31 protein-coding genes and 1 pseudogene are annotated in these 23,396 nt (G+C 57.9%); 5 read left to right on the forward strand and 27 right to left on the reverse strand.

Annotated elements, in window-relative coordinates:
- Positions 1 to 41: 41 nt before the first annotated feature.
- From PSH57_RS09255 to PSH57_RS09280, 6 genes are all read right to left on the reverse strand, one after another.
- Complete coding sequence (locus PSH57_RS09255; RefSeq protein ID WP_305389112.1) at positions 42 to 2,894, reverse strand: toprim domain-containing protein; 2,853 nt, start codon at positions 2,892 to 2,894, stop codon at positions 42 to 44.
- A 6-nt stretch (positions 2,895 to 2,900) separates the two neighbouring features.
- Positions 2,901 to 3,134 (reverse strand): hypothetical protein, encoded by a 234-nt coding sequence (locus PSH57_RS09260; protein ID WP_305389114.1) that lies wholly within the window; start codon positions 3,132 to 3,134, stop codon positions 2,901 to 2,903.
- 75 nt (positions 3,135 to 3,209) lie between these two features.
- A complete protein-coding gene (locus tag PSH57_RS09265; protein WP_003199719.1) occupies positions 3,210 to 3,581 on the reverse strand; it encodes a hypothetical protein in 372 nt (123 codons plus the stop codon).
- On the reverse strand, positions 3,578 to 3,868 hold the full coding sequence (locus PSH57_RS09270) for an Ogr/Delta-like zinc finger protein (RefSeq protein WP_003183346.1): 291 nt from the start codon (positions 3,866 to 3,868) through the stop codon (positions 3,578 to 3,580). The genes PSH57_RS09265 and PSH57_RS09270 overlap by 4 nt, the downstream gene beginning before the upstream one ends.
- Positions 3,865 to 4,338: a YmfL family putative regulatory protein gene (locus PSH57_RS09275; protein WP_305389115.1), complete on the reverse strand. Its 474-nt coding sequence runs from the start codon at positions 4,336 to 4,338 to the stop codon at positions 3,865 to 3,867. Before PSH57_RS09275 ends, PSH57_RS09270 begins: the two co-directional genes overlap by 4 nt.
- Before the next feature lie 40 nt (positions 4,339 to 4,378).
- Complete coding sequence (locus tag PSH57_RS09280) at positions 4,379 to 4,627, reverse strand: helix-turn-helix domain-containing protein (RefSeq protein WP_305390336.1); 249 nt, start codon at positions 4,625 to 4,627, stop codon at positions 4,379 to 4,381.
- A 101-nt stretch (positions 4,628 to 4,728) separates the two neighbouring features.
- Here PSH57_RS09280 and PSH57_RS09285 point away from each other — a divergent pair, with 101 nt between their 5' ends.
- From PSH57_RS09285 to PSH57_RS09300, 4 genes are all read left to right on the forward strand, one after another.
- A complete protein-coding gene (locus PSH57_RS09285; RefSeq protein ID WP_305389116.1) occupies positions 4,729 to 5,145 on the forward strand; it encodes a helix-turn-helix domain-containing protein in 417 nt (138 codons plus the stop codon).
- 317 nt (positions 5,146 to 5,462) lie between these two features.
- Positions 5,463 to 6,521, forward strand: coding sequence for a hypothetical protein (locus tag PSH57_RS09290; RefSeq protein WP_305389118.1), 1,059 nt, complete (start codon positions 5,463 to 5,465; stop codon positions 6,519 to 6,521).
- A 9-nt stretch (positions 6,522 to 6,530) separates the two neighbouring features.
- Positions 6,531 to 6,929 carry a hypothetical protein gene (locus tag PSH57_RS09295; protein ID WP_305389119.1) on the forward strand — a complete coding sequence of 133 codons (399 nt, stop codon included), beginning with the start codon at positions 6,531 to 6,533 and terminating at the stop codon, positions 6,927 to 6,929.
- Positions 6,926 to 7,621 carry a hypothetical protein gene (locus PSH57_RS09300; RefSeq protein ID WP_305389121.1) on the forward strand — a complete coding sequence of 232 codons (696 nt, stop codon included), beginning with the start codon at positions 6,926 to 6,928 and terminating at the stop codon, positions 7,619 to 7,621. The genes PSH57_RS09295 and PSH57_RS09300 overlap by 4 nt, the downstream gene beginning before the upstream one ends.
- On the opposite strand, the gene PSH57_RS09305 is transcribed toward PSH57_RS09300, so the two are convergent.
- The 13 genes from PSH57_RS09305 to PSH57_RS09365 all read right to left on the reverse strand — a co-directional run bounded on the left by PSH57_RS09305 (position 7,618) and on the right by PSH57_RS09365 (position 19,374).
- Positions 7,618 to 8,898 carry a phage late control D family protein gene (locus PSH57_RS09305; protein ID WP_305389122.1) on the reverse strand — a complete coding sequence of 427 codons (1,281 nt, stop codon included), beginning with the start codon at positions 8,896 to 8,898 and terminating at the stop codon, positions 7,618 to 7,620. The genes PSH57_RS09300 and PSH57_RS09305 overlap by 4 nt on opposite strands.
- The gene (locus tag PSH57_RS09310; RefSeq protein WP_027912651.1) at positions 8,895 to 9,335 is read right to left on the reverse strand and encodes a phage tail protein; all 441 of its coding nucleotides are present in this window, start codon (positions 9,333 to 9,335) and stop codon (positions 8,895 to 8,897) included. Before PSH57_RS09310 ends, PSH57_RS09305 begins: the two co-directional genes overlap by 4 nt.
- A gap of 5 nt (positions 9,336 to 9,340) precedes the next feature.
- Positions 9,341 to 12,286 (reverse strand): phage tail tape measure protein, encoded by a 2,946-nt coding sequence (locus PSH57_RS09315; protein WP_305389124.1) that lies wholly within the window; start codon positions 12,284 to 12,286, stop codon positions 9,341 to 9,343.
- Positions 12,276 to 12,395 carry a GpE family phage tail protein gene (locus tag PSH57_RS09320; protein ID WP_003183333.1) on the reverse strand — a complete coding sequence of 40 codons (120 nt, stop codon included), beginning with the start codon at positions 12,393 to 12,395 and terminating at the stop codon, positions 12,276 to 12,278. The genes PSH57_RS09315 and PSH57_RS09320 overlap by 11 nt, the downstream gene beginning before the upstream one ends.
- A gap of 8 nt (positions 12,396 to 12,403) precedes the next feature.
- Positions 12,404 to 12,733, reverse strand: a complete 330-nt coding sequence (locus PSH57_RS09325) for a phage tail assembly protein (protein WP_025569490.1) — start codon at positions 12,731 to 12,733, stop codon at positions 12,404 to 12,406.
- Positions 12,734 to 12,783: 50 nt separating this feature from the next.
- Entirely contained in the window at positions 12,784 to 13,299 is a 516-nt protein-coding gene (locus PSH57_RS09330) for a phage major tail tube protein (RefSeq protein ID WP_039011021.1), read from the reverse strand.
- A gap of 57 nt (positions 13,300 to 13,356) precedes the next feature.
- Entirely contained in the window at positions 13,357 to 14,526 is a 1,170-nt protein-coding gene (locus PSH57_RS09335; RefSeq protein ID WP_305389128.1) for a phage tail sheath protein, read from the reverse strand.
- Positions 14,527 to 14,637: 111 nt separating this feature from the next.
- Positions 14,638 to 15,066: a phage tail assembly chaperone gene (locus PSH57_RS09340; RefSeq protein WP_305389129.1), complete on the reverse strand. Its 429-nt coding sequence runs from the start codon at positions 15,064 to 15,066 to the stop codon at positions 14,638 to 14,640.
- Position 15,067: 1 nt separating this feature from the next.
- Positions 15,068 to 16,939, reverse strand: coding sequence for a phage tail-collar fiber domain-containing protein (locus PSH57_RS09345; protein WP_305389131.1), 1,872 nt, complete (start codon positions 16,937 to 16,939; stop codon positions 15,068 to 15,070).
- Positions 16,936 to 17,553: a phage tail protein I gene (locus PSH57_RS09350; protein WP_305389132.1), complete on the reverse strand. Its 618-nt coding sequence runs from the start codon at positions 17,551 to 17,553 to the stop codon at positions 16,936 to 16,938. Before PSH57_RS09350 ends, PSH57_RS09345 begins: the two co-directional genes overlap by 4 nt.
- Positions 17,553 to 18,464, reverse strand: a complete 912-nt coding sequence (locus PSH57_RS09355) for a baseplate J/gp47 family protein (protein WP_305389134.1) — start codon at positions 18,462 to 18,464, stop codon at positions 17,553 to 17,555. Before PSH57_RS09355 ends, PSH57_RS09350 begins: the two co-directional genes overlap by 1 nt.
- Complete coding sequence (locus PSH57_RS09360; RefSeq protein ID WP_305389136.1) at positions 18,461 to 18,805, reverse strand: GPW/gp25 family protein; 345 nt, start codon at positions 18,803 to 18,805, stop codon at positions 18,461 to 18,463. The genes PSH57_RS09355 and PSH57_RS09360 overlap by 4 nt, the downstream gene beginning before the upstream one ends.
- On the reverse strand, positions 18,802 to 19,374 hold the full coding sequence (locus PSH57_RS09365) for a phage baseplate assembly protein V (RefSeq protein ID WP_305389137.1): 573 nt from the start codon (positions 19,372 to 19,374) through the stop codon (positions 18,802 to 18,804). The genes PSH57_RS09360 and PSH57_RS09365 overlap by 4 nt, the downstream gene beginning before the upstream one ends.
- 187 nt (positions 19,375 to 19,561) lie before the next feature.
- Between PSH57_RS09365 and PSH57_RS09370 the strand changes: the two genes are divergently transcribed.
- Positions 19,562 to 19,975 carry a hypothetical protein gene (locus tag PSH57_RS09370; RefSeq protein WP_305389139.1) on the forward strand — a complete coding sequence of 138 codons (414 nt, stop codon included), beginning with the start codon at positions 19,562 to 19,564 and terminating at the stop codon, positions 19,973 to 19,975.
- A gap of 81 nt (positions 19,976 to 20,056) precedes the next feature.
- Here the strand turns inward: PSH57_RS09370 and PSH57_RS09375 are convergent, their stop codons facing one another.
- The 8 genes and pseudogenes from PSH57_RS09375 to PSH57_RS09410 form a co-directional block, all read right to left on the reverse strand.
- A complete protein-coding gene (locus tag PSH57_RS09375; protein ID WP_305390337.1) occupies positions 20,057 to 20,512 on the reverse strand; it encodes a phage virion morphogenesis protein in 456 nt (151 codons plus the stop codon).
- Complete coding sequence (locus PSH57_RS09380; RefSeq protein ID WP_305389140.1) at positions 20,509 to 20,985, reverse strand: phage tail protein; 477 nt, start codon at positions 20,983 to 20,985, stop codon at positions 20,509 to 20,511. The genes PSH57_RS09375 and PSH57_RS09380 overlap by 4 nt, the downstream gene beginning before the upstream one ends.
- Positions 20,982 to 21,170: pseudogene (gene lysC, locus PSH57_RS09385) on the reverse strand (Rz1-like lysis system protein LysC); the annotation flags it as partial. The pseudogene lysC and the gene PSH57_RS09380, both read right to left, overlap by 4 nt.
- On the reverse strand, positions 21,082 to 21,525 hold the full coding sequence (lysB, locus tag PSH57_RS09390) for an Rz-like lysis system protein LysB (RefSeq protein WP_305389141.1): 444 nt from the start codon (positions 21,523 to 21,525) through the stop codon (positions 21,082 to 21,084). The gene lysB and the pseudogene lysC, both read right to left, overlap by 89 nt.
- The gene (locus PSH57_RS09395) at positions 21,522 to 21,728 is read right to left on the reverse strand and encodes a hypothetical protein (protein WP_305389142.1); all 207 of its coding nucleotides are present in this window, start codon (positions 21,726 to 21,728) and stop codon (positions 21,522 to 21,524) included. The genes lysB and PSH57_RS09395 overlap by 4 nt, the downstream gene beginning before the upstream one ends.
- Complete coding sequence (locus PSH57_RS09400) at positions 21,725 to 22,207, reverse strand: hypothetical protein (protein ID WP_039011045.1); 483 nt, start codon at positions 22,205 to 22,207, stop codon at positions 21,725 to 21,727. The genes PSH57_RS09395 and PSH57_RS09400 overlap by 4 nt, the downstream gene beginning before the upstream one ends.
- Positions 22,204 to 23,046, reverse strand: coding sequence for an N-acetylmuramidase family protein (locus PSH57_RS09405; protein ID WP_305389144.1), 843 nt, complete (start codon positions 23,044 to 23,046; stop codon positions 22,204 to 22,206). The genes PSH57_RS09400 and PSH57_RS09405 overlap by 4 nt, the downstream gene beginning before the upstream one ends.
- Positions 23,043 to 23,366: a phage holin, lambda family gene (locus PSH57_RS09410; protein ID WP_003183304.1), complete on the reverse strand. Its 324-nt coding sequence runs from the start codon at positions 23,364 to 23,366 to the stop codon at positions 23,043 to 23,045. Before PSH57_RS09410 ends, PSH57_RS09405 begins: the two co-directional genes overlap by 4 nt.
- Positions 23,367 to 23,396 lie beyond the last annotated feature (30 nt).

The following is a 23,396-nucleotide window of genomic DNA, read 5'->3' on the forward strand; positions in this document are numbered from 1 at the left end:
GGCAGGCGTTGCCGCGCCTGGTGTGTGTTGCTGTCGATTGGTCAGGCCTGAAAGTGCCAGCACTTCACGATTGGCTGCTTGGTGATGACCGCGTTGCTGTGCTTGGCCTGGTGAGCCCGCACCGCGCTATCCGTCGCCTTGTTGATGTCGATCAGCTTTCGAGAGCGGGAATCCTTCAGCCGCTCGCGCAGCTCGCTGACATCGGCAATTTTCTGGCGATGCTCTGCGGCGCACTTCACGAAGTCGTTGAGGTTGATGGCGATGATGTTGTCTTTCTTGCTGTGGTTGACCACGGGCCCATCGGCGTCGAGGCCTTCCAGGTACTCGTACACCTCCCAAAATTCGGCCACGACCGGATGATCGGAACTGATGGAGGCCTGGCGCTCTATCGCCATGCGAATAATCTGAGTGCGGGTGTTGCTGATCTGCGCATCGGTGAGCGAAACCACCATCCGCAGGCAGTCGAGCAATGCGAGCAGTTGGGCGTGGTTCTTGTTGATCCGCTCGACACGGATGTAGCCGCGCAGCTTGTTGCCGCAATGTACGCAGTCGCTTTGCTCGTCTTTGAAAGGAGTGTCGCAAGCGAAGCAGTGCGAGTGCAGGCAGCGCAGTTTCGCTTCGTAGCCGGGCAGGCGCTGTGCAAACAGATCCATGACGTCGGCTTCTTTACGCACGGCCTGCAACACGAAGTTGCTCAGCGTCGCGCCTTCCAAGGCGTTGAGTAAGTCCGCAGCTGCGCGGCTCTCTGGGGTCACGTTCGGCCGCACGAAGTGCAGTTTGACGATCCGGGTCATGATCGCTTCGGAGGCCACCACCGGCGCGTTCTGGCTGATGGCGATCGTTCCCCGAAAGGGGGGCTCATACGTCTCGTTGCCGGCGGTTTTAACCCCTTTGGTCGCTAGGGTGCCGCCGCCGTAATAATCCTTTAGCTCATCCCATTCGAAAGTTTTGGTGTGTGCCTTGTCTTCGCCGCTTCGGTCGGATTCCAGCAACACAATAGGCATGCCAGACACCTGACCCATCAAGCGGCTGCGGCCGGCCTTGGTGGATTTGGACGGGTCGAAGCCCTCATACCCATCACGGCCGAGTAGTTTCCATAACAATGTCAGCAAGGTCGTCTTGCCGGCACCGGCTTCACCGGTGGCCTCAAGGAAGGGGAACGACTGGTAACGATGACGGATTTGCTCAGCAAACAGTGAGCCGAACCAGAACGTCAGGGCGACGATGCCCTGGGTACCGAAGCATTGCCACAGTAGATCTAGCCAGCGCGGGTCGTAGTTTTTCGCATCCTTGGTAAGTTGAATCTTCACTCCCTTCTGCAAACTCTTGAGTTTCAGCTTGCCCATCTCGAAAAACTCTTCTTCGTTGATTGTGATCAGTTGCCCTTCGCGAACGGCCACATCGTTGAACACGTAGCAGCCGTATTCCCGGCTGTAGCCGACGTAGTCGATGGTCTGGACGGTTTTAATGCCAAACAGTTGGTCTTTCATGATCTTGTCCAGCTGCTGTCCACTGCCGGTGAATACCGCCCCGGCGCCCATGCCAAGAAGCCTTTTCTTGAACTCACTGGCAGCAGCGACCTGGCCGCCGGTGAAGGTGTTTTTCACGGAGCCACCGTCGTGTGGGAAATCGACGCGGAAGAAATACCAGGACTCGTCGGTTATCTCGTTGCGCTGGAAATACAGTGCCTTGGGGTAGCAATTCGCGATCTCGACCACGCAGCCAGACATGCGCAGTGCCTTTTCGCGAATGGCCTTTTCGTTGAGTAGTTGGTCTTCTTTTTTGTCGCTGTCATCGAGCGCCTGTTTGGCGCTGTTGAACTTGGAAATATCCAACTTCCACCAGTACAAGCGGGAGTCGAAACAGAAGTGAAACTCCTCCCGTTCCCGCCACTGGTACATGAGCAATGCTTTATCGGTGGCGCTCTCGGCGATCAGCAGAGCGCCCTGGTGCTTGGCTTCTTTGAGGTCTTTGTCGATCCGCTGGGCACGTGCCTCGTCACCGTCCAGAAACGCCCAGCGTTGATGCAGATCGTTCCAATCGACCTTTCGAGCATCTGGTTGTGGGATCTGCGCGGCCTCGCAGACGAAGCCCAGCTCGCGAGCCTGCCTGACCCACGATTTAGTGTACTTCTGCGCGCCAGGCTCGTTATCCAGGGCCCAGACCAACTTCGGCGGCTTCCCCTCACAGTCTGCTATCAAGGCCTTCAACGACTCCTCAGGAAAAGCGTTGGAGGACAACGCTGCAACAGCGGAAATGCCGTTATGAATGAGCGCGATGGCATCGAAAATGCCCTCGACAATCCACAGTTCATCAACCTGGAGTACATCGATACAAGGTGGACACCACCAGTAGCCCTTGTAGCTTTGCTTGGGTTGGAAGCGAGCCTTCTTCTTGCCGAAGCGTGAGGGCTGGTCGATCAAGCGCTCCCAGTACCCGCCATGCTCAAGGGGGAATCGCACCGTGGCCGAGCCAATATTCAGGTCGCGGTCAAAGTAACTTTCCTGGGTGTACCAGCCCTCAATCAGCTCCAGCCGAAAGCCGCGAGCAAAGGTGAGGTATGCCTTTGCGGTAGCTGTTGGCTCATCGTTGGTGGCTGGCGCTCGCTTGCTCCAGTCGTCAAAAAGGTCGGGGTAAAGCTCCTTGACTGGGGCCTGGTATCGGCACTTGTCCTCACGGCCGCAGCGAATAAACCAGGGTTCATCATGGCGAGAAAACAAGCGCTTCTGGTTGCACTGAGGGCAAGTGCCCTTGCGCATGTAATTCGTGCCAACCATGTGTTGCAGGCCGTAATCGGACTCAAGGCGCTGAAGCACATCAGCGCGCAGATTGTGTTCCATGGGCTTACGTACATAAGTTTTTGAGCCATGGGAAATGTCGAGTCGCTTATTCATCGGGTCTTACTTCACTTCGCCGAGACTGTATTTAAGGGCGCCAATCAGGCGTTTTTGCGCGGCCATCACCGGGAAGGCCGCGAGCAACGAGCCATGCCGCAAACCCTCGGGGATCCTGCGAAAACGGTCGTCGTACCAATGCTCGTTGAACTGCTGGGCGTACTGGCTCCGTAGCGCTTGGAGCAGCGCTTCGGCCTCTTCGCGGGGCAGTTTTGCGGTGATGGCGACGTCGATTTGCATGGTCCACCTCGGATTTCGGGCAAAGCTCACCCAAACCCACGGGAAGCGGGGCAGGGCGGGTTGTTTAAACGGGGTTTACTGAGGGTGTTGCTTCAGCGCGTCATCGCGCTGGGCGAGCAGGGTCTGCGGCAGCAGCCTTGCCGGAACCGGGTACCGAAGGTCGGCCCGGGTATCGATCAGGTGGACGACAGTGCTGCCCGGGCTGTTGCCCCAGTCCACGCCGATCCACTTGCGCTGGTTGATGACCTGTAATTCGGTCCAAGCGTTGTGCACAAGCTTCTGCGCCATGAACACCGGCACTTCCAACGCGGTGGTCATATGCCGAACGCAGTTTTCGTACAACAGATCAGAATCCACCAGGTGCTGCGCTTCGTGCCGTTGCAGGTAGGCGAACGCCACCCGTTGCATGCTGCTGCGGTAATCGTGGTCAAGCTCTTCATGGTTCATTGCGCACACTCCATTTCCATTTGGTCGAGCAGGTCGGGTTGATCGTTGGCGGATTTCATCGCAGCACGGCGCAGGGCAATGTCGGCGATGGGCAACTTGACGGAGGGGTTAGCCATACCGCTGGGGCTCATTTCATGAGTCATTTCGAACTCAGCCCGCACCGACCAGCCGCAGGCCTCGTTGGTGCATTGCAGGTAGGCCACCCGCAGGAAAATGTGTGTGCCTTCGCTGGTGCGGATACGCATGCGGCCGAGGCAGTGAGGGCATACCAGCTTGTAAGTGCTCAATGCTTGCGCTCCTTGCTGTGCAGTTGGATGGTGGCAAGCACTTCGGAGTGGCGCGCAGCCATGTAGCGATTGTGAGCGCCGAGAATCGCCGCAGCCTCGCCTGGTTCAACTACCCCGTCCTCCAGCGCTTTCGCGATGATCTGATCGACGTAACCACGCTTCGCAGCGGCATGTACCGACCGGCTGTACAGGTCAATGTTGTCCAGCGTCTCGGGTTTAGCGAGCGGCACGAACATGCCGCCATACATGGCTGCGATGTATTCAGGCAGGTGAGTCGTGCCGGCGTCCTGCTCGAGCAAATGAATCTGCTCATCGCTGAGAGGTCGGCTGCCGGCGTTTTCGTAAACATGGTTATCGAACTTCTTCAGCTCATAGCCGAGCCGGGCAGCGGCGCACTCGCGCCCGCCGGGGTAAGCGCAGATGACTGCGCTCATCACTTGGCGCTTGGTCGCTAGTAGTGGGCGTTTCATGTTCTGGTTTCTCCCTGGCGCCATCGGCCCTACAGTCATTTCACACAGCCTTGCATTCTGTATGCTCGTTTGAATCCGCCAGGATTCCGGGTAGGACTTCCTTGCCGATCACCTTGGAGAGGTCACGCAGAATGCGGAACGACAACCGCCCCCGAGGCAGCGTGTCGTGACCGGCCCAGCGCTGGACTACCTGAGTCACCGTGCGAGGCTCGTAGCCGTGACTGATCGCGAACTGGCGGAAATTACTGCCGTGCTCAATCAGTCGCGCCTGGATCTGGCGCTTTTCCATGGCTTGGCTCATGGTTGATGTGTTCCTAGTTGGTTAAGATGTACTCGTTACGTATAAGCCTATTTACTCTTTTTGCATAAATCAAGCGGTATTGACTCTAAATGAATAAAACGTCGCTCGACGCCGTGCTTGATCGTTTGATGACGGTTTTTTCGGTTGATAACGATAGCGAGCTGGCTAGAAAGCTCCATGTGAATCGCCAAACGCTTGGCAGCTGGCGAAGCCGTCAGTCAATTCCTTATTCGTTGTGCGTAAGCGTGAGTGACACCGTAGGAATCTCACTGGACTGGCTCCTGGCGGGTGAGGGCCCCATGCTTCGCAATGCGCCTGAGACGAACCCCACACCAGCTCTGATTGACCCCCGGGAGGAGGCCATGCTTGAGCTGTTCCGGTCGTTGGGAGAGGCGGGTAAACGGGAGATACAAAGCGCTGCTGAGGAAAAGAAACGCTTAATGGACATCGAGCAGCGCCTCAAGGATTTGACTGAAGCCCTTGCCGATACCAAACGGCCAGCATAATCTGTACCCATTAAGAACGGATCAGCCAGTGCAGGACGCCGATGATCCATTCGCTCCAGCCCGTGCCTGAGGCGAACGAGAAGTCATTGGTGTCGCGCAAGTCAGCAGAGGGATTTGAGACATGCAAAGCAGTAGTTCTTTCTACCGTTGTCGTGAGCTTTTTAAAACCGCAGGTAAGTCGCTGAGCCTATCAGGCACCGCGCGTTCTCACTTCTTAAACAGTCATGGCTTACAGTTACACATATCTAATCTTGATATGTGCTTAGGTTGTGTTGCCAATAAGTCTAAAATTTACTCTTGAGATATATGAGGCGTTAATGATAAATCCTCTGTCCTATATTGATGCGCTTCAAGTTCGAGATGTCTCATTTAAGAGTGTAAGGAATGCTTTAAAAAATCACGATCTACCTGTTTCGACTGGGTGGCAGCAGACTGTCGCAAAGATTGTTCCGGAACTTAAGAGAAAAGATACGAAGGGCGCTTGTGCCGCCTCGCTTGTTTTGATTCATAACGAGATGACACTTTACTGTGATAAGGTTGTCAAGATCTATGAGGTGGATACAAAAGTTATCAATCTCCTGATTAATGCGATGAGTAAGGGCTTTGTTGATAAGGGCAGCGTATACACGAAGGGTTTTCCCTTTCCTCTAACGATTGAAGAACTTTTAAAGGCTCCATTAGATATCATCTGTGCCGCTCAGTGGGATGAAAAAGATCGCTCCAATTTTATGATGTGTTCGAAGCAGTACATTACTGAGCGAGAAGAGCTTCCGGGCGATTCTCTAGATGATGACGCGACAAAAGACTTTGGGGTTTTTGACGAATTAATAGGTATTCGTCGCAGACCAATACAACTGTACGATGTGGTGAGCCTTCTGCCTGATGACGGGTTGATAGAGATCAGGCTAGATGGAGTCAAGAAATTCAATGCTGACGATATAAGTCGTCGTTTACGTAGAATTGAACAGCTGGTTTCTCAATTTGCTGCGAAAAATATTGGTGCGCCTGATGTTCTAGGTACCAAGTTGAATTTTTATCCCGCTATTAAGAAACTTTATGATACCAATGACGGAGTGGTTGGAGAGCTAGGGCATGTCACAGACGCGGCTGGTATTTACCGTGAAAAGATGAGGCACAAGAGCCGAGACGTGCGATTGGATCCTTATCACCATGGTGGCACGGTTGCTGTAGTTGATCTGAATGCATATTCGATATCAAAACATTGGCCTTCACCTGCGGGGAATGGAGAGCCCGAGATTTCCATTCCTGCACACTTTTCAATAGCGAGCGACAAAAATCCAGTGATTGATATTCTGCATGTGCTAAACTGCACATCTCAGGAAGATTACGATTTTGTATTAAATAAAGTTCTATAAGAGCTTATTATGAAGAAAGATGTAGTCATTAACCGTATAGCAGATGACGATCCTTCAGAACCTCTGAAGGGAGCTTGCTTGCGTCTTGTTGAATATGTCTACTCTCATGATGATATTGCTCATTTGACTTTTACAAGGCTTGCTAACATAGCTGGACTTGATGATTTGTTACTCGTGGTTCAGATGACGCAATATCTTACGGGGGCTTCAGTTCCTTTATTAGATATGAAATTTGAATTAATAATTGAAGATGAAGTTTTTTATTTGGATCCTGAGTACCTGGATGAGGCGCAACGAATAAATAAGCTTATGCATCCAGAGTATGGGGTTGAGGTCCCTGACTACGAGAACAAAATTTATCCATATTTTGTGCCGAGTCGTGCAGTGGTGGAGGGCAAACAGGAATGACTGAGCTTGCTCTCGATAACTTGACAATAGCTCAGCTAAGAGCTATGGGGCCAATAATTCCTGGGGTAGAATTGTTTTTTAATCGACTTCTAGCGAATACGTATGAAGATTTTGTTAAGGTGTTTTATAAGGATCTCGACGCTGTTCTCGGCGGTTTTCAGGAGAATCCTGAGTTACTAAAAAAAGATGGTGAGGACAGGCTAAATACAGAAATAAAACGAGCTCTACGTCTTCTTGGTTATATCGCTACTCATGACGAAAAGATTGGTGGTCATTCCGATCTGGTAGTTCGTGGTAAGAAAGATAATTTTTTATGGATAGGTGAGGCTAAGATTCACGCGGGTTATGATTATCTTTATAAAGGCTTTCAACAGTTAACGACTCGTTACTCCACCGGCGACGTTAATCAGGATTGTGGTGGTATGTTGATTTATATTAAGAATAATGATGCTGCGAGTGTTATGGCTGCTTGGAGAGCTCATCTGGCGAGCCAAGCTCTGGAAGGTTATATCGAAGCCGCCTGTAACGAACGTCCAAATTTCGTATTCTATAGTGTTCATAAGCACGACAGGTCTGGAACTCCTTTTAAGGTGAAACACATCGGTGTCATTCTTGGCTTTGACCCAAAAGATAAAAGGGCGGCCAAGCCAAAGGCCGATAAAGGTGCAAAGAAGAAAGCGACTTCTTCTTAGGATATGGGCGAGTCGGTAGGATTTTTCATTCGTTGGTACTCTCTCGTTACCGCCCGTTTTGCAGTTTTTTCGCTCGCATACAACCACCGCAACCGCTTCGGCTTGCTCTGATCCCCAGCAGTCACGGTCTTCTCCTTCCCGGTCTTCTTGTCGCGGTAGTACGCGATGATCCCTGTGTAATCCCCTTTGTTTTCTTCCGCTAACCCCTCAACCGTATCCTCAGGCAGCTTGCTCTCCAGTTCCAGGCTCGTGGTGTATCCATTGTCCGGGCTGAGGGTGTGCTGCACGTTGCCGCCGTACCAGATGATCTCGTCAATCTCCGGTTTCACGCCCTGGAGCGTGTAGGTCAGTTCGGGAATAAGGTCGGGCCGCCCCCGCGCCAGGGTATAGCTGAGCGTCGCGCTGCCGCGTTGCAGTCGATTGAATTCCGCCCGGGCAGCACGCAGGGCGGACTGGCGGTCGCTGAAGGTGTGGCGCAGGTCTTTCAGGTTTTCACCACCCCCGGCAATGGCCTCCTGTTTCTTCGCACTGTTCACGTCGTAGAAATAGGCGCGCACACCGTCGTAGCTGTCGCGGTCAGCTTGCAGGTAGCGGTGCTGGTCGCCATCGGCGCGGGTGAGGGTGATATGCGGCAGCTCGGCGCCGGTGGCCGTCTTGCCACCGCCCGCCGGCAGGCATAGCAGGCAGCCGGCCTTGACGGTGACCACCGCGTCGAACTCTTCCCCCACGCGGCTGATCAGGTTGGCGTCGGATTCGTTGGCCTGGTCCAGTTGAAGAATGGGCAATCCGTCCAGGGCGCCGGCGATGGTGGCGGTGAGGCCGTTGACCAGGGCGATATCGCCCAGAACATCGCCGAGGGTGGTGTTGCTCCAGCTGCGCTCGCGCTTGGTCTTCAGGCCTTTGCGAAGGTCTGCCGAGCGGGCGCGGATGCTCAGTACGTCCGGCGCTCCGCTGTGTTCGGTTTCATCGACGGTGTAGGTGCCTTTGTCCACCAGGCCTGTGTCGCTCCAACCCAGCCACAGTCGGATGGTCGCGCCTTTGGGCGGGATCGCCAGCAGCCCGTCGTGGTCGCTGAGGGTGATGCTGAGCTGGTCGGCCTCGATCCCGCGATTGTCGGTCAGCTCCAGGCTCATCAGTCGTGGGCTGATCAATTGGGCGATGTCGTTGCCATCGACCGTGATACGAAACGCCGGCACCGGGTAGGCCGCATCGCGGCGATAGCGTTCGACCAGGTCTTCTACGTAACCGGTAACCTTGGACAGGGCAGCATCAATCACAGCAGCGCCCTCAAAATGTTGACGCCTGCGCTGGTACCGGCGCCGAGCAGATCGATCCGGTCGTCATCGATGCGCTTGAGGTTGACCGTGAATTCAATACGCCGAGGCGTGCCGTCACGGAAGAACAGCGTTTTGGTTTCGCTCAGACCATCGATAATCCACAAGCCGTAGATGCGGCCGCTGCCTTCGACCATCGGCCAGGCCTTGCCGGTGTTCGCCATCAGCCGCAGCGCGTCGAGGCTAAGGGCGCTGCCGGCCAGCTCCGGGAGGATGACGCCGGGTAGGGTGATGGTGTCGTCGCCGCGCCCGACAAACTGCCGAGCCGGAGCGGCGCCGACGCGGCTGTTGCTCGCATGGCGCCATTCGGTTTGGCGTTGCAGCTCCTGGTAAGCGGCGGTGGACAGGCTGAACACGAACATGCCCAAGGCAAGCATCATAGGGATTACTCCAGATCTGACAGTTTGCTGCGCTGGCGGGCGGCCTTTTCGCTGGCGATGCGCGCCAGCTCGGCCCGTACGGCGCGGCTGATCGCCTGGGCGTCCATGCCTGGCGTGGTGTGGATGTTGATTTCGTAGGTGTCGTGGCTGTCATGAGCCGGCGCCGGGGCAGGGCTGATGGGCGCCCGATCATCGATCGACAACGAAGAGGCAGCGGCAGCCCCGACCGGGAATTGCGGCAACGGCATGGCGGCCAGCGGCATGGCGGTTGCGCCGAGGGCCAGTGTGCCGGCTGCCGTGAGTTGTTTGCTCAGGCTGGTCATGGCGCTCAGCGGCCCGTTCTGGCTGCCCTCAAGCCCCTGGGCCAGGCCGGCCATGGTGAAGCCGCCCAGCTCTGCGAACACACGGGAGGGGCTGTGGATGTCGAGCTTTTCCTTGAACCAACCAATCACCGCATCGCCTGCCCCGGTGATGGCCTCCTTGGCTACGGTCAGGCTGTTGGTGATGCCATTTGCCAGGCCTTGAATCATCTGCGTACCCAGTTCAGCGAACTGTGCAGGTAGGCCTAACAAAAGGCTGAGCATATTGCCGATGACGGCGCCGAAACGTTCGCCCATTGACTGAGCGGCGCCACCGACGTCTTCGACGGGCGCAAGGAGCTGGCCGAACCAGGTGATCAGGCTGCTGACGCCATCTGATATCAGACTGAACAGGGGGCGTGCGATGCTGCCCAGAAGCTCCATGGCCGCGCCGACACCTGGCAGCGTCATGACGACCTGACCCAGGTTCAGCAGCGATTGGCCGAGCCCGGCGAAACTATCCAGGACTGGTTGTAGTGCACCGACCAGGCCTTGCCAGAAACCGAGAAAGAAACCCTTGATGGGGTTCCAATACTTGTAGACCAGGACACCAGCGGCAACCAGGGCCGCGATGGCCGCCAGCAGCCAGCCGATGGGCGTCGCCATAATGGCGGTACCGACGGCACTGATCGCGCCGCCGAGCATCGGTAGCACGCTGGCGGCAGCTAGGCGGGCGCTGCTGACGAAAGCAGGTAACGCACTGAGCAAGCCACCCGCCGAGCGAGTGGCTACCAACGACCGCCAGACTTTCCCGAGCCTGCCGATGTTGGCACCGGCGCCTGCGGCTGCGGTGCGCGTGCCGATCAACTGGGCCTTAACAATGCCCAGGCGAATGCCAAACATACCCATGCCGTACCGCACCATGGCGAATGGGCCGAGGAGGCTCGCCATCGTCAATGCCAGGCCACCAAACACGAAGGCCAGACCGGCCACAGCCGCTACCACCTTGACCAGGCCGCCGGCCAATCTTGGGTTCTCCCGAGCCCAGGCGCCGATGCTGTTGGCAACCTCCCCGAGCGTGCTGATGATTTGTTTCAGTTCGGGCGCAACAGCGGCGCCAAACTCGGCCAGGGCGTTGGTGAAGCTGCCCTCTGCGGCCTCCATGACGTTGGTGAGAGTGGCGAGTTGTTCGTTGACCCGCTTGCGCAGGTCGGCTTGGTTTTGCAGCTTCTGTTGCACTTCCCGATAACCCGCGATCCCCTTGTTCATCATGGTGTTCAAGGTGGTCATGGTTTCGGAGTCGTCCCCGAACAGCAGCTTGATTGTGGACGTGCGGTCCTCATCGTTCAGTGACTTTAGTTTTTCGACCTGGGCGAACAGGTTGTCCAGGCCTGCGAAGTTGCCTTTGTCGTCGGTGAACTTGAAGCGGATGTTTTTGCCTTCCAGCTCCATGATCTTGTTGACGTCCTTGACCCCGTCCTTGTCCAGGCCGGCCTGGAAGATCTTCCGGTAGGCGTTACCGGCCGCGCCGCCTTCCATGCCAGCCTGGTCCATCATGATCAGCAGCGGTGCCAGCTCGGCGGCCGCGTCGATGCCCGATTTTTTGATGGTGTCCATGACCGGCGCGATCTTGCTGAAGCCCTGGAGCATGTTGGTCGGGTCTACACCCGAGTAGAACCCCCGCTGGATGATGTCCATCAGCGCCATCATGTCTTTTTCGGATGTTCGGGTGGCGTCCTGCATCTTCGCGGCAAATTCAGCCGCGGCGGTTACGGGCATCTGCAACTGAACGCCCAGGTACGCGGCCGCTTCGCCGGTGCCACCCAGGATGCTTTTTGCGCTGAGGCCTTGGCGCCGCAGCATGGTCATCATTTCCTGAAAGTCGGCCGTAGTACCAGGTAGGCGGTCGCCTAGCTTGGTCGCCAGATCGGTGATTTTCTGGAAGTCTTCAGACACCTTGCCGGTGTCGTCCATCATCGAAACCTTGAGTTGCGTGGCCGAGTCTTCGTTCGGCGCAAAGGCACCGATGGCCTTGGCCACTGGCCGACTCGCTGCATATCCCACACCCAGGCCGGCGGCGCCGTTCATCGCCATGTTGCCGGCGAGGTTCTGGGTTTTCTCCAGCTTGGCACGCTCGATGGCAAGGCGTTTTTGCTGAGCATTCAACGCGACCAGGCGTTTTCCCTGTTCGCTGATGCTGGCGTTGGTGGCGCTGATTTGCTCGCGCAGCTGGCGTTCGTGGCTGCTGAGGTTTTTGGTGCTGATACCGGCGCCTTGCAGTTTGCTGCGCAGGGCCTGGAGCTGTTCGCCCTGTTGTTGATGTTGTTCCTTGAGCTTCTGCGCTTCGCGTACGGCTGCCCGAAAATCCTTGGTCATTGCCTTGGTCGGCGCACCGGTGGCAGCGAACTGCTGGGATAGCGCCCGTACTTTGTCGCGGGCGGCGACGAGGGCTTGCTCGGTTTGCTCGGCGGCAGCGCGCTGGGTGCGCCAGGCGCTGACGTCCTTCTGTTGGGTGTTGAGTTCCTTGAGGCGGTCGCGGGCTTCCTTGAGGGCGCGGGCGGCCCCTATGCTGCCGTTGTTGATGGCCTTCAGGGGGCCGCTCGCCTTGTCGATGGCGTTGAGCAACACCTGAAGTTTTAAGTCATTCGCCATCGGTGGAACTCCGCACCCGGGCGCGTTCGCGCCACTCCATCAGTTCTTGCAGACCCAGCTGGTCCATGTCAGCTGGTGCCCAATGGAAAACCACGGCCAAGTCGGCCATGGCATCTTCTACGCAACGAGGGACGCATCCGTCTTCACCGACTTCTGCAACAAAAAACCGGAGATCTTGCTGCCACAGGCGAGCAGGTCGGCCGGGTCCATGCTGGCGGCTTCGGGCGCGGTGATACCCGGTGCGCTGATGCGCGGCAGGATCTTGATGAGGGTGGCCACGTCCATATTCAGCAGGTCCACCAGTTGCACACCGCGCAGCTCGCCGGATTGCGGTTTGCGCAGGGTGATGCTGTCGATGACGGTCTTGCCACGGGTGATCGGGGTGTCCAGGGTGACGGTGTTGTCGTCAACCGGCGGCAGGGCTTCGAGGGTGTCTTCAGGTTTCATATGGGGCTCCAGATTGCAGGGTTAACCGCCCTGGGTCAGGGCGAGAAGGCTCAGATGCCGAGGGCTTGGCGCTGCTTTTCCAGCATGTCCACGCCATCGACGATTTCGATGAAATTGAGCAGGTCGATTTCGATGATTTCTTCGTTATCGACGATCAGTTTGTAATAGGTGCAGGTGGTAGTAATGCTGTGCTCGGTGTCTTCGCCCGGCTGCGCATCACCCATTTCGATGGTCTCGTGCCGGCCGCGCATCACGACTTCCACGGCGCTGATCTCGGCGGTGTCGTCCTGCTGAAACGAGCCGGTGAAGCGCAACGCGACCCCCGAGGCGTTGACGGCGCCGAACTGTTTGAGGGCGATCAGATCCAGGCCACCGGTCTTCCATTCGAACTGGATGCCATCATCCGAGAAACCGAGATCGGCCTTGACCGGGCCGTTCATGCCGCCGCCGCGATAGCCTTCCATCTTGCGGCCGAGCGGGGGTAGGGTGGCGCTCTTGACCACACCGAGGTAGCTGTTGGCGTCGTTGAACAGGTTGAGGTTTTTGAGTTTGCGGGGCATGGCCATGGCGGGGTTCTCCGTTGCTCAGGCACAGGGTCAGCTCCCCTTGCGGGGAGGCCCGGTTTAGCTGTTGATCTTGCTGGCGAAGTCGATCAGGTAGCGGTCAGTGATGCGCTGCCGCAACGTGAGGTCTTCCAGCGGTGGCACCGGCGTGTAGTCGTAATCCAGGAACAGCTTGCCGGCCTTGAGCGTGTCCTTGTCGTTGGCGTCCTCCGGGTACCAGCACTGGCCGCCGATCAGGTAGCCCGCCGCGACCATCTCGCGGAACTTGGCATTGACCCCTTCGATGATGTCGCGCACCAGGGAGGCGTGCATGGGCTTGTCCACTGCCCACATGTGCGCCTCGGCCATCGTGTCTGCGAGGATCTGCGCGGTACGGGTGTAGTTTTCGAACGCAAACAGCGGGTCTTCGCTGGTGGTGCGGCTGCCCCAGAAGCGAAAGCCGCCCTCATTGATGAGCGTGGTGACTTCGTTGCTGTTGAGGTAGTTGGCGTCTGTCGCCGGGTTTTGCAGATCCCAGAACACGTCGGCGCTGATGCCGGTGACGCCGTTGACCGCGACGTTGGACAGCGTTTTGTGCCAGCCCACGTCCTGATCGATCTTGGCGCGCAGGCCCAATGCCCGGGCCACGGCCGAAGCGGTGACGGTCGCATTGGTGACGGTGCTCCAGTTCTGGAATTCAGGCCAGATCACCATGGCTTCGCGAGCGCCGAAGTTGTCGCGGTAGGCAACCACCTCTTCCTTGGTTTTGCAGCCCCAGGCACTGACATAGGCGAAGCCGCGCAACTGCTGCGCGATGGTGACCAGAGCGGTGGCGACCGGCAGGCTGTCGAGGCCTGGTACACCGAGAATGCGCGGCACCATGCCGACGCGAGCCTTGGCGGCGAGTAGGGCTTTCATACCGGTGTATTTGCCCTCGGCCGTGGTGGTGCCGATCAGGGCGCTGGTGGTTTCTGCCTCGGTCTCGCCTTCTTTCACCCGCACGACGATGGTGTAGGGCTTGGTTTGGTCGGCGATGGCTTGGAGGCTCTTCGCCAGAGTGCCCGTGGTGCCGGCCTTGCCGATGGCGGTTTGGACGTTGGTCAGCAGTACCGGTGTGTCGAACGGGAAAGCGGTGGCATCAGCATCGTCGGCCGTGCAGACCATGCCGATAACAGCGGTGGGGATGGTGCGAATGGGGCGGGTGCCGTCGTTGAGTTCGATGACCCGCACGCCGTGAAGATAATCGGCCATGGGTTTGCCTGCGCAGTGATTGGGATGACAGTGCACAGGCTGCCGCGCGCGCGCCGGTAGGGCGAGCGCGGGGGCTTGTAGGGAGGGGCATTACAGAGGGCGGTGGGGTTTTTACTGGAGCTGTTCAGCGATCGAGGCCGGAGCGACCGGCCTGAACTCAAGGTCCGGAAATACTTCCGCCTGCGGCCAGTCCCGTAGGGCTTGGCGATACGCTAGCAGTCCGGAGAATTGGTCCAGTGTCAGCGTTGGGGGTAGTTGCAAATCCTGCTCATCCCGATGTCGTGTAACCAGCCACTCAGTGTTTCGGATTTCTGAATCACGCCAATTTCGCTCGAAAGCGATCATCTGCTCAGGCGGTGTGACCCGGTCAACGGCCTTCGGCCAACCGTTGACGACGATTATTTCTTTACCTTGATCGATAGAATCTCTCAGGTCCTGGTACTCCTCCTGGGAAAGTTCCACACAGACCTTGTCGATAGCATCGCCATAAGGCTCCCCTGGATAAAATCCACCAGTTTCGGGACAGAAGAAAATAGCCATATCAATACCCCCAATATTCCCAAGTGCCAATCACAGTAGGCATAGCGACTGTGGCCTGGTTATTCACGCACATGGTGACAGTCGTTTTGGATGAGCCGTTAGGTCGAGGCTGGACGTTTGCCAAGCCTTGGTTATGAACCGTTCCTGAGCCCGAAAGTAGACCGTTGGGAAAAGCCTTGGGTAACGTAATCACCAGCCCGACATAGGCGCCGCTCGCCAGTGCCGAAACTGTAAATGTTCCCCACTGGCGAATTAATCCCCCCGGATAGTGCTGATAGCCACTAGCCCCTACTGAAGCTTTAAAGTCATCAGAGGTAACCCCTACAAACCAAGGTGTCCATTCCCCCGCGTTCTGCATGACGCGTATTGCAAAGATCGGCGTCTGACCGCTGGACAGCCCCCCAGTGATTCGTTGCACCAGGTAGTTGGTGCTCATGTAGCCTTCAACAACAAGGCTGTAACGGACTGAGGGAGACCAGCCGGGCGGGATGTTCAGCATCCCAGACATCGGAGTCAGGTAATTACCCGGAATCAGGTAATTATTCATGTCCACTTCAGTGCTCAAAATACCGCGACCAGCCCCGAACGCACCTACCGTCAACATCGCCCCAGCGGCGAGATCCAGCGAGCTGGCCTGTTTTGGCGTATTCAGCTCGTTCCACATTTGAGCCCAAGAGGTCCAAACACCGGCCGAGTTTCGAGTCCGCATGAAGGTAATGGGGGTGGTGTTGCTTACCAGGGAGTCCCACCACTGTGTGGCCATATTGGAGCTACCGCGCTCCATATGAAAAATCGTACCGTTAGGAATTACCGAGGAGGTTCCCGGGTTTAAGGGCTTAGTACCCGTGGTACCCACGGCAACCATGTAAACACCGGTAAGCGCAATTGTGTCGATGTTCCCCCCATAGTTGAAAGCAGCAGCACCTAAGCCGTACTGAGCCATGATGGCCCGCACCGCCGCCGACGTTGCGATCTGGGTGCTGTTGTCGGTCCCGGCTACCGTCGGTGCAGTAGGCGTTCCAATCAAGGCTGGAGAGTTGAGCGGCGCAAACCCTTGCGTCACGTTCTGGAATACCAGCGCCGTAGTGCCCAGGATGATTGAGCCGTCAGTTACCAGTTGCCAGCGCGAATCTGCCAGCGTGGAGCCTTGCTCGACTGACAAAATCATCGCTGACGTCACTTCGGCATTGCTGTCGGCATCCGGTGCCCGCAGCCATGCCGCGTTAGCAGCAACGTAGATACCATTGTCCTTGGCTGCCGTTTGGTTCTTCACCAACACCCGGTCACCTGCAAGCAACGTAATGCCGTCAACGACCTGCAAACCAGTCAGAGCAATGTTGCCCGTGGTGGCCACGCGCACCGACTGCTTGTTGTCGAGCTTGTACAGCTCCTCGCGAATTTTCGAATCCACGTAGGTGCGTGTCGCCAGGACAACGCTCGGGTCGATCTTCAGCTCGACGTTGGCGGTGTTGCTGACGATGAGGTTCATCCGCACCACCTGGGTACGGCCCGAGCCTTGACTCAGCAACGGCTTGAAGCTTGGCGCGCAGTTTGCCACGGCGACGAGGTCCCCATCGGCGTCATACAGGCCGACCTCTCGAATCCACCACCCCCCGACGTTTTCTGGGATGACTTGTTCGGCGACAATGATGTTGGGGTTGGCTGGGTCCACGCTGAGTTGGTTCAACGGGGCACGACGGCGCTCGTTGATCAGGTGCGTTTGCTGCTCGTTGGGGATCGGGTCGGTGTCGTTCGCATCACCGACGCCCATCTGCGCAAATGTCCAGGGGACCCCCAGGGCGTCCGCGTTGGCCTGCTTGGCTTTGCCAATGGCGGTGAGAATGGCAAAAAACTGGCTGTTTTGGTCTGTCATGGGTAGATGTCCATGGTGTCGATCTGGTGTTCACGGCCGCCCTGGTGGATGTAGCCCGTGACCTCGATGTCTCGCTGTGTAGGTGGGTAGATATCAATCTCGTCGCCTTCGGTGATGCAGGCCCCGATATGAATTGAGCCGGTGGTTTCCAGGCTGATGGCGAGCCCGGTGAGGTGGCGTGTCAGGGGCTTGGCGTCGTCGATCAACCAGGTGAGTTCCTGGTACATCTCTTCGGTGATTCCGGTGTCGAGCACGCCGACCTTGAGCTTGAAGGTGGCGCGAGGGCCGACCGGAACGGTCTGCCACCATTCGATGATTTCAATTAGGTAGCCGAGGGGTTCAACGACACGGCGTAGAGAGCCGATAGTGCCCTTGCGCGAATGGATGTAGTACGCGCTGCGGATGGCGGCGCGCTTGGCCGCTTCGGTCCACTTGCTGTCCCAGCGATCCACAGAGAAAGCCCAGGCCAGGTAGGGCAAAAGGGGCAGTGGGCAAAGGTCGGGGTTGTACAGCGTGCGCAATGGAATCGGCACACGCTGGATCTGGGCCAGCGCTTGCGCCGCTTGACGCTCCAATGGCGTCGAGTTGCTTGGAAGCAGGGGCGCGTCTGCCATCATTCGACCCCCAGCGCCAAATCGACGGCCGTGCAGTACGGGGCCTGGTACTTCGTGGCAACGATGTCCGTCCAGTTCTCCAGCACGACCTTGCGCACACCCTCAACGTGCAGCGAGGCGTGGATAATGGATTCCGAAACCTCCAAGCCCAAGCGGCGCCGTTGGTGCACGAAAGCTAGCAGCTGCGCATTGGCCGCCGCGAGAATCAACTCGCTCTCAGGGCCGGACGTCGAGAGAAACAGCTTGGCCTTGACCTGGTAGTTGATGACCTGGGCGCTTTGGACAGTAAGCCGATCCGCGACAGGGCGGCGGTCGTCGTCGCTGAGGTAGGCATTGACCTTTGCCAGCAGCGCGGGCGAGGCGGTGCCGTCGCCCAGGATTGATTGCACGGTCACCACCGCCTCGGCCGGGGCAGGGCTCTCGGCGGTGGCGTCGGCAACCTGGCCGTCAGCCGAGCGCGCATGGAAAATGTAGCTGTTACGTGGGCCGGCAGTGCTGAGGCCTTCCCACGCCATCTGCGCCCGCTCCCGCAGGCTGTCGTCGCTTTCCATCAACAACGGGACCGGCGGCACGGCCGAAGGCTTGGCGGCCTGAATGACCAGACGCTTGACGTTGAAGTTGCCGGCCAGGTTCTCCAAGTCGCTGCCTTTGGCGAGGGCCAGCATATTGGCGACGGACGCCTCATTGACGCGCTGGCGCCACACTGTCTCTCGGTAGGCGTTCTCCTGGAGCAGTTTGGTCAGGGGTTCAGATTCCAGCTCAAGCCGTGCAGCGATCTCGGCTTGTTCCTCGACCGGCCAGAGGCCGATGGCGTAGGCCTTGCGCTCGGCGAGGATCTGCTCGTAATCGATCTGCTCCACGACCTCGGGCGCGGGGAGCTGGCCCAGGTCAATCGCGACGAATGAATTCATGCGCTACCCCCCAAGTTCAGCGGCACGCTCAGGCTCAGCGGCTCGTTGCTATCGACAATGCTGCCCTCAATATCCAACGAGGATTGACCTTGCAGCGTGGCGCCCTGGAACTGCACGCGGCTCAGGCTGATACGCGGCTCCCAGCGCATCAGCGCCATGACGGTGGCCGCGTACACCTGCAATCGAGTGATGTCGTTGAACGGGTGGTCCACCAGCTCGGGCAACAAGCTGCCGTATTCGCGCCGCATGACCCGGGTGCCAATGCGCGTGCTGAGGATGTCGCTCATGGATTGGGCGATGCTTTCCATGGTGCTGATGGCGGCGCCGGTGTGTCGGTTCATTCCGGTTTCCCCGTCTTGCCGCTGCCAGGCGTGACGCCGCCGTGCGGGTGGTTCACCAGGCTGATGCCGGCCGCCACTACGTCTACCGAGACGGTGACCCTACCGGTGACGTTCTGGTCGCCCGTCTGGGTGTAATCGCCCTGGTGCGTGATGTTGCCGACGATGTTGATACCGCCGGTACTGACCAGGTTTGTGGTGCCGCCGTCTGTGAGCGTGGCGTTGAGGTGGTGGGCGACGCTGTCGTACTCGATCACCGTGCCGTCGCGGTAGGTGACGCGGTGTAGGCCTTCACGGTCGCCGTTGGCGGGGATCTGATCGCTGAAAAGGCCGGTCAGGGCGACACCGTTGCCGAGCTGGCCCGAGGGGCTGAACAGCAGAACTTGTTCGTTGACTGTCGGAGGGTTCCACTCCCGGTCGGCACCGGCCCGTAGCGCGATCCACGGCAGCCAGGCAGTGGTCAGGGTTCCGGTTTTGACCTGCACACGCGGGGGCTGCATCTGGACGGCAGCGATGGTGCCGAAGCGGATGAGGTTTTCGATCAGGCGGGCGAGGGTGGCTAAGTCGTTCATGGCGCCGATGATGGCGTCGTGCGCATGGGGGCGCAGCTCATTGAACTTGTATGTAGGTTTTTTACATTGAGTGATTTATTGTTCTGCCCGCACAAAACTCACCGGTGCGCGATGATTTTTTAATTCTATGGTGTCCTCTCGACCTACTGGACAGGACATGGATGAGTGATGATTGAAGGAAGTAGTGATGGAATTTCAACAGGTTGTAGATTTTTGGGTCGAACATTGGGGGAAAATTTCGGCGGTGGTCGCTGGGGTGGGTGCTGTGGCGGGAGCAGTAGCCAAAATTGTAAGCCTATACAAGGCGTTCAAGAGCCGTGTGAAGAAATACAGAGGCCCGTTAGATTCGAAGTTTTCTAATTTTCTGTTTGAAAATCGAAACTCTGTGCTGGATCTTGAACTTGTGCTTGATGAGGAGCAAAGCGGCCAATTAGTAGATTGGCTGCTTGATGAAAACCCGGCAGCGACTACCTTCTTTAGTATCGAGGCGGACGATGCAGGAACAGAGATTGGTTTCTTTCACAAGATCCAGAAATTCACTGGAACATGCGTTTTAGAAGTGATGTCCATACCGAGGGATTTTTCAAGGTTCATAGCATAGAAGGGCCTTGGCAAGGATGGATGGCGGTAACGCTGAAAGGGGTTGGGAAGGAGCATGTAAAAGACAAATGAAACTTAGCCTCTAGGCTAAATGGGATAGCAATTTTTCTCGAATGATGTCTATGTCCGATTCCGTAAAGCCTAGCAGCTCCCGGCGATCATAAGTTACATCTGGCGCACCCTGTTCCGCACGATCCTTTAGACCGAACTGATGCGTCCGGGCTATCCGGGCTATCCGCCCGGTGAAGCCAACACTGATGGCGTTTCCATCACCTTGCACTTTCAAAAAACTCGCTGTGCGCAGCTTCAAAAACATTTTCAATTTCCGTTTTACCCGGCCTTGTTTTCCCCGAAGGTTGCGCTGCTTTCGCGGCGCGTACTTGCTCCCGTCCGGGTTGCGCTGGACGATGATTCGCTGTTGCTGGCTGCGCCGCAGGGCCTGGCCGATGCTGCGGGCCAGTTTGTTGCGCGATGCGGGTTCCAATTGCCCCAGTAAGCCGGCCGCCCAATCCTCCAGCGTTTCCAATCGATTGGTCATTTCGGCACGACCCATTCACCGCCGGTGCCTTGAGCACTAGGTATCCACGCCGGGTCGAGGAACGCGGCCACCTGTCGAGGTTCGCCAGGATGGTGGATGGTGGTATTGCCATCGGCGTCTTTCGCCACCACGACGCGCTCGGTCAGCGGCAATGTCAGGCTCATGTCCACTTTGCTGTTGTCCAGGATGTCAGCCTCGAACTGGATGCCCTGGGCGGACTTGTTCAGGTTTTCCAGCAGCTCGGACTGGTTCACGCTCAGCCACCCCAGCAACGGCAACATGACGCTGTCGGGGTGACCAGCGTAATCGGTGAGGATGACCTGTAAATCAAAGCTGTATTCGAACGACAGCGAGGCAGCCGCGGTGCAGCGGATTTTACCGTTGTCGATGAAGATCAGCAGCCGGTCGGGGTTGTGCTTGAGTTCGGCCACTGTGCTCAGCAGATGGGCGCGCAGGCTTTCGGGTTTGTTCATGGGGCCGCCTGTTGATGCTTGAACACCATGTCTACCTGGCCGGCGCATTCAGCCCATGCGGCTTCGACGCGGTCCTGGTCGGTGAGCTGATCGCCGTTATTGAGTGGGCTTGTCGCCGGCAGGGTGCAGGGCACCACGGCCGGACAGCCACTGACGATAAGCGTCGGCGCCGGTGAAGGCGGGGCGCTCGCGCAGCCGGCGAGCAAGCTCAGGCAAAGGCTGGTCAGCCCAGTTGCGAAGGTCTTCGTTTTCACGTTTCAGCGCCTCGATGGTTTGCTCGCGCTTTGCCAGGCCCTGGCGCAGTTGATCCTGCTGGGTTCGCAGGGCAGCCTGGGCAATGCGCTCGTCGTTCAGGGTGTTTTGCAGGGTGCTGAGATTGGCGCGCAGCCTGTCAGCTTCATCGCGGGCGATTTTGATGTCCTTCCCCGCCAGTTCGGTGTTCTTCTCGGCCACGGTGATGCGTTGTTCCTGGCCCCAGATGAGCAGTGCCAAGGCGCCCAGCAGGGCGATGCCGTACAGCGCCTGGCGCAGGGTACTCATGCGCGGTACCAGCCCAGTTTGTTCATGTCGCCGATGTCCATCAGCTCCACCGGACTTCGCACGATGACGACCCGGCAACCGGGGGTCATGTAGGCCAGGGCTTCGCACAGCAATTCCATATCGGCTTGCTCGGTATTTTCGGGCACCACCAGCAAGTTGCCGTCCTGCACGTTCAACTGTTGCACGCGTTCAAGGTCGATCATTTTAGGAACTCTCCAAGGTAGAGCAGCCGGAATTCTTCGGGGCTGTACGAAGCGCGGGCCTCTTTGAGAATGTCGGACAAATCGACCGGCCAGGTATATCGACAGAGCTGTCGGTCGTTGGCTTCGATCAGCCCTAAAAGCAGATCGTTTTCTGCTGTTTGCTCGCCCAACGTTCGTAGGAATTTCGGTGTGGTTGCGTAGTAGGCGCCGGCATGGATTTTGGTTGAGTCGAGCCAGTCAAATTCGTCGTAAAACCAGATAACACCCTCATCGTCTTCTCTGCACGGCACCTCTTCGTCATTTCCCCAAATGAATGCGCCAGGCAGGCGGTGGCGAATATCTTCGACCGAACCCTGCAAGGTGACGAAACACACCCTTTTGCCTGCCGCAAGACAAGATTTCGCGTGTCGAACAAGCCGTTCGGTTTTCCCCGTTTGCCTTGGACTGATTTCAAGGTAAGCGATTCGAGGGGGAATCATGCCGCCACCGCCTGGCCGCATCCGCACTCAGCATGCCGCTCATAGGCGCGCTGGAGCTTGATGTCGTATAGGTTCCGTTGGTAATCCGGGCCGTTGTAGAGCTTGGCGAACTCGGCCCATTTACGGCCTTTCAAGGCCTTGTGCAGCACCGGGTCGGTCTGGATGAAACGCACGAAGGCGGCGAACTGTTGAGACTCGCCTGCACTCATGTCCTCGACCAGCGCTTGCACGCTGACATAGCCCAGGCGTTTCCAGTGAAAACCCATGATCTGGAACGCGCCCCAGGAGGCGGATTCCAGCGCGGCGGTGTCATCGATCAGGCGCGCATGGCTCAGGCGCTGATGCTCAGCAGTGCCGCCGGCATAGCCGCCGGACTTCGGATTGACGATGGCCGGATTGGCGGCGGCCAGTTGGTCGGCGTGGCGCTTGAGTTCGTCGGGGTTGTCACCTTCGTGGCGCGGCGTGGCGAGCTGGCGATACATGATGTGCCGCTCGAACAGAATCACCGGCTTGCCATTCGCCAGGAAGCCCTTGCCCTTGGATTCAACCTCGTTGACGGCATAGACGCTTGCCAGCGGTACGTCGAGGGTCTGCGCGGCCTGTACCAGGTCTTCGTTTTTCAACAGGGGCTGACAGTCACCGCCGGCCAGGCTGGCCAGGGTCTTTTCGCCGACAACGCCATCGGCGACCAAGCCGACTTTCAACTGATACGCCCGAACAGCCGCTTCAGTGGAATCGCCATAGTCGCCGTCTACCACCAGCCCGGCGCCGTGGTCGTTCAGGTTCTTTTGCAGGATGCGCACCGCTTGCGAGCGGTCGCCGTGGCGAAGCGTCGTCATAGCTGTTCTACCTTGCGAGTGAAAAATTTCTTGGCAGCGGCGCGAGTCCCCTCGACTCCAAGCAAGCCGATTACCCCACCGAAGAACGGTGCGGTTGAGGCGGGGATACCGAGCAGCGCCAAACCATGACTGGCGGCCAATGCCAGGGCGCCGCAAAGGGGGGCCTCGACTGCCATCCGCCGCAGGGTGCCGCCGCCATACATGATCCGTAGGGCGGCGATGGTCAGAGCCAGGATCCCCGCATAAAGGGCAGGCCAGTTTTGTTCGAGCCAGGCGGCGAGCCAGGCCCAGGTGTCGGGACGTTCAGGCATGCGCTTCATTCCGTAATCCAGGGTTGGTGGGTTCGTGGG

This window comes from Pseudomonas hefeiensis, from assembly GCF_030687835.1.
GTDB classification, from domain to species: Bacteria; Pseudomonadota; Gammaproteobacteria; order Pseudomonadales; family Pseudomonadaceae; genus Aquipseudomonas; species Aquipseudomonas hefeiensis.

Bases quoted from the DNA above. Each gene is read 5' to 3' on its own strand.
- PSH57_RS09255 (WP_305389112.1), bottom strand. From the start codon at position 2,894: ATGAATAAGCGACTCGACATTTCCCATGGCTCAAAAACTTATGTACGT.
- PSH57_RS09260 (WP_305389114.1), bottom strand. From the start codon at position 3,134: ATGCAAATCGACGTCGCCATCACCGCAAAACTGCCCCGCGAAGAGGCC.
- PSH57_RS09265 (WP_003199719.1), bottom strand. From the start codon at position 3,581: ATGAACCATGAAGAGCTTGACCACGATTACCGCAGCAGCATGCAACGG.
- PSH57_RS09275 (WP_305389115.1), bottom strand. From the start codon at position 4,338: ATGAAACGCCCACTACTAGCGACCAAGCGCCAAGTGATGAGCGCAGTC.
- PSH57_RS09280 (WP_305390336.1), bottom strand. From the start codon at position 4,627: ATGGAAAAGCGCCAGATCCAGGCGCGACTGATTGAGCACGGCAGTAAT.
- PSH57_RS09285 (WP_305389116.1), top strand. From the start codon at position 4,729: ATGAATAAAACGTCGCTCGACGCCGTGCTTGATCGTTTGATGACGGTT.
- PSH57_RS09290 (WP_305389118.1), top strand. From the start codon at position 5,463: ATGATAAATCCTCTGTCCTATATTGATGCGCTTCAAGTTCGAGATGTC.
- PSH57_RS09295 (WP_305389119.1), top strand. From the start codon at position 6,531: ATGAAGAAAGATGTAGTCATTAACCGTATAGCAGATGACGATCCTTCA.
- PSH57_RS09300 (WP_305389121.1), top strand. From the start codon at position 6,926: ATGACTGAGCTTGCTCTCGATAACTTGACAATAGCTCAGCTAAGAGCT.
- PSH57_RS09310 (WP_027912651.1), bottom strand. From the start codon at position 9,335: ATGATGCTTGCCTTGGGCATGTTCGTGTTCAGCCTGTCCACCGCCGCT.
- PSH57_RS09315 (WP_305389124.1), bottom strand. From the start codon at position 12,286: ATGGCGAATGACTTAAAACTTCAGGTGTTGCTCAACGCCATCGACAAG.
- PSH57_RS09320 (WP_003183333.1), bottom strand. From the start codon at position 12,395: ATGGCCGACTTGGCCGTGGTTTTCCATTGGGCACCAGCTGACATGGAC.
- PSH57_RS09325 (WP_025569490.1), bottom strand. From the start codon at position 12,733: ATGAAACCTGAAGACACCCTCGAAGCCCTGCCGCCGGTTGACGACAAC.
- PSH57_RS09330 (WP_039011021.1), bottom strand. From the start codon at position 13,299: ATGGCCATGCCCCGCAAACTCAAAAACCTCAACCTGTTCAACGACGCC.
- PSH57_RS09335 (WP_305389128.1), bottom strand. From the start codon at position 14,526: ATGGCCGATTATCTTCACGGCGTGCGGGTCATCGAACTCAACGACGGC.
- PSH57_RS09340 (WP_305389129.1), bottom strand. From the start codon at position 15,066: ATGGCTATTTTCTTCTGTCCCGAAACTGGTGGATTTTATCCAGGGGAG.
- PSH57_RS09345 (WP_305389131.1), bottom strand. From the start codon at position 16,939: ATGACAGACCAAAACAGCCAGTTTTTTGCCATTCTCACCGCCATTGGC.
- PSH57_RS09350 (WP_305389132.1), bottom strand. From the start codon at position 17,553: ATGGCAGACGCGCCCCTGCTTCCAAGCAACTCGACGCCATTGGAGCGT.
- PSH57_RS09355 (WP_305389134.1), bottom strand. From the start codon at position 18,464: ATGAATTCATTCGTCGCGATTGACCTGGGCCAGCTCCCCGCGCCCGAG.
- PSH57_RS09360 (WP_305389136.1), bottom strand. From the start codon at position 18,805: ATGAACCGACACACCGGCGCCGCCATCAGCACCATGGAAAGCATCGCC.
- PSH57_RS09365 (WP_305389137.1), bottom strand. From the start codon at position 19,374: ATGAACGACTTAGCCACCCTCGCCCGCCTGATCGAAAACCTCATCCGC.
- PSH57_RS09370 (WP_305389139.1), top strand. From the start codon at position 19,562: ATGGAATTTCAACAGGTTGTAGATTTTTGGGTCGAACATTGGGGGAAA.
- PSH57_RS09375 (WP_305390337.1), bottom strand. From the start codon at position 20,512: ATGACCAATCGATTGGAAACGCTGGAGGATTGGGCGGCCGGCTTACTG.
- PSH57_RS09380 (WP_305389140.1), bottom strand. From the start codon at position 20,985: ATGAACAAACCCGAAAGCCTGCGCGCCCATCTGCTGAGCACAGTGGCC.
- lysB (WP_305389141.1), bottom strand. From the start codon at position 21,525: ATGAGTACCCTGCGCCAGGCGCTGTACGGCATCGCCCTGCTGGGCGCC.
- PSH57_RS09395 (WP_305389142.1), bottom strand. From the start codon at position 21,728: ATGATCGACCTTGAACGCGTGCAACAGTTGAACGTGCAGGACGGCAAC.
- PSH57_RS09400 (WP_039011045.1), bottom strand. From the start codon at position 22,207: ATGATTCCCCCTCGAATCGCTTACCTTGAAATCAGTCCAAGGCAAACG.
- PSH57_RS09405 (WP_305389144.1), bottom strand. From the start codon at position 23,046: ATGACGACGCTTCGCCACGGCGACCGCTCGCAAGCGGTGCGCATCCTG.
- PSH57_RS09410 (WP_003183304.1), bottom strand. From the start codon at position 23,366: ATGAAGCGCATGCCTGAACGTCCCGACACCTGGGCCTGGCTCGCCGCC.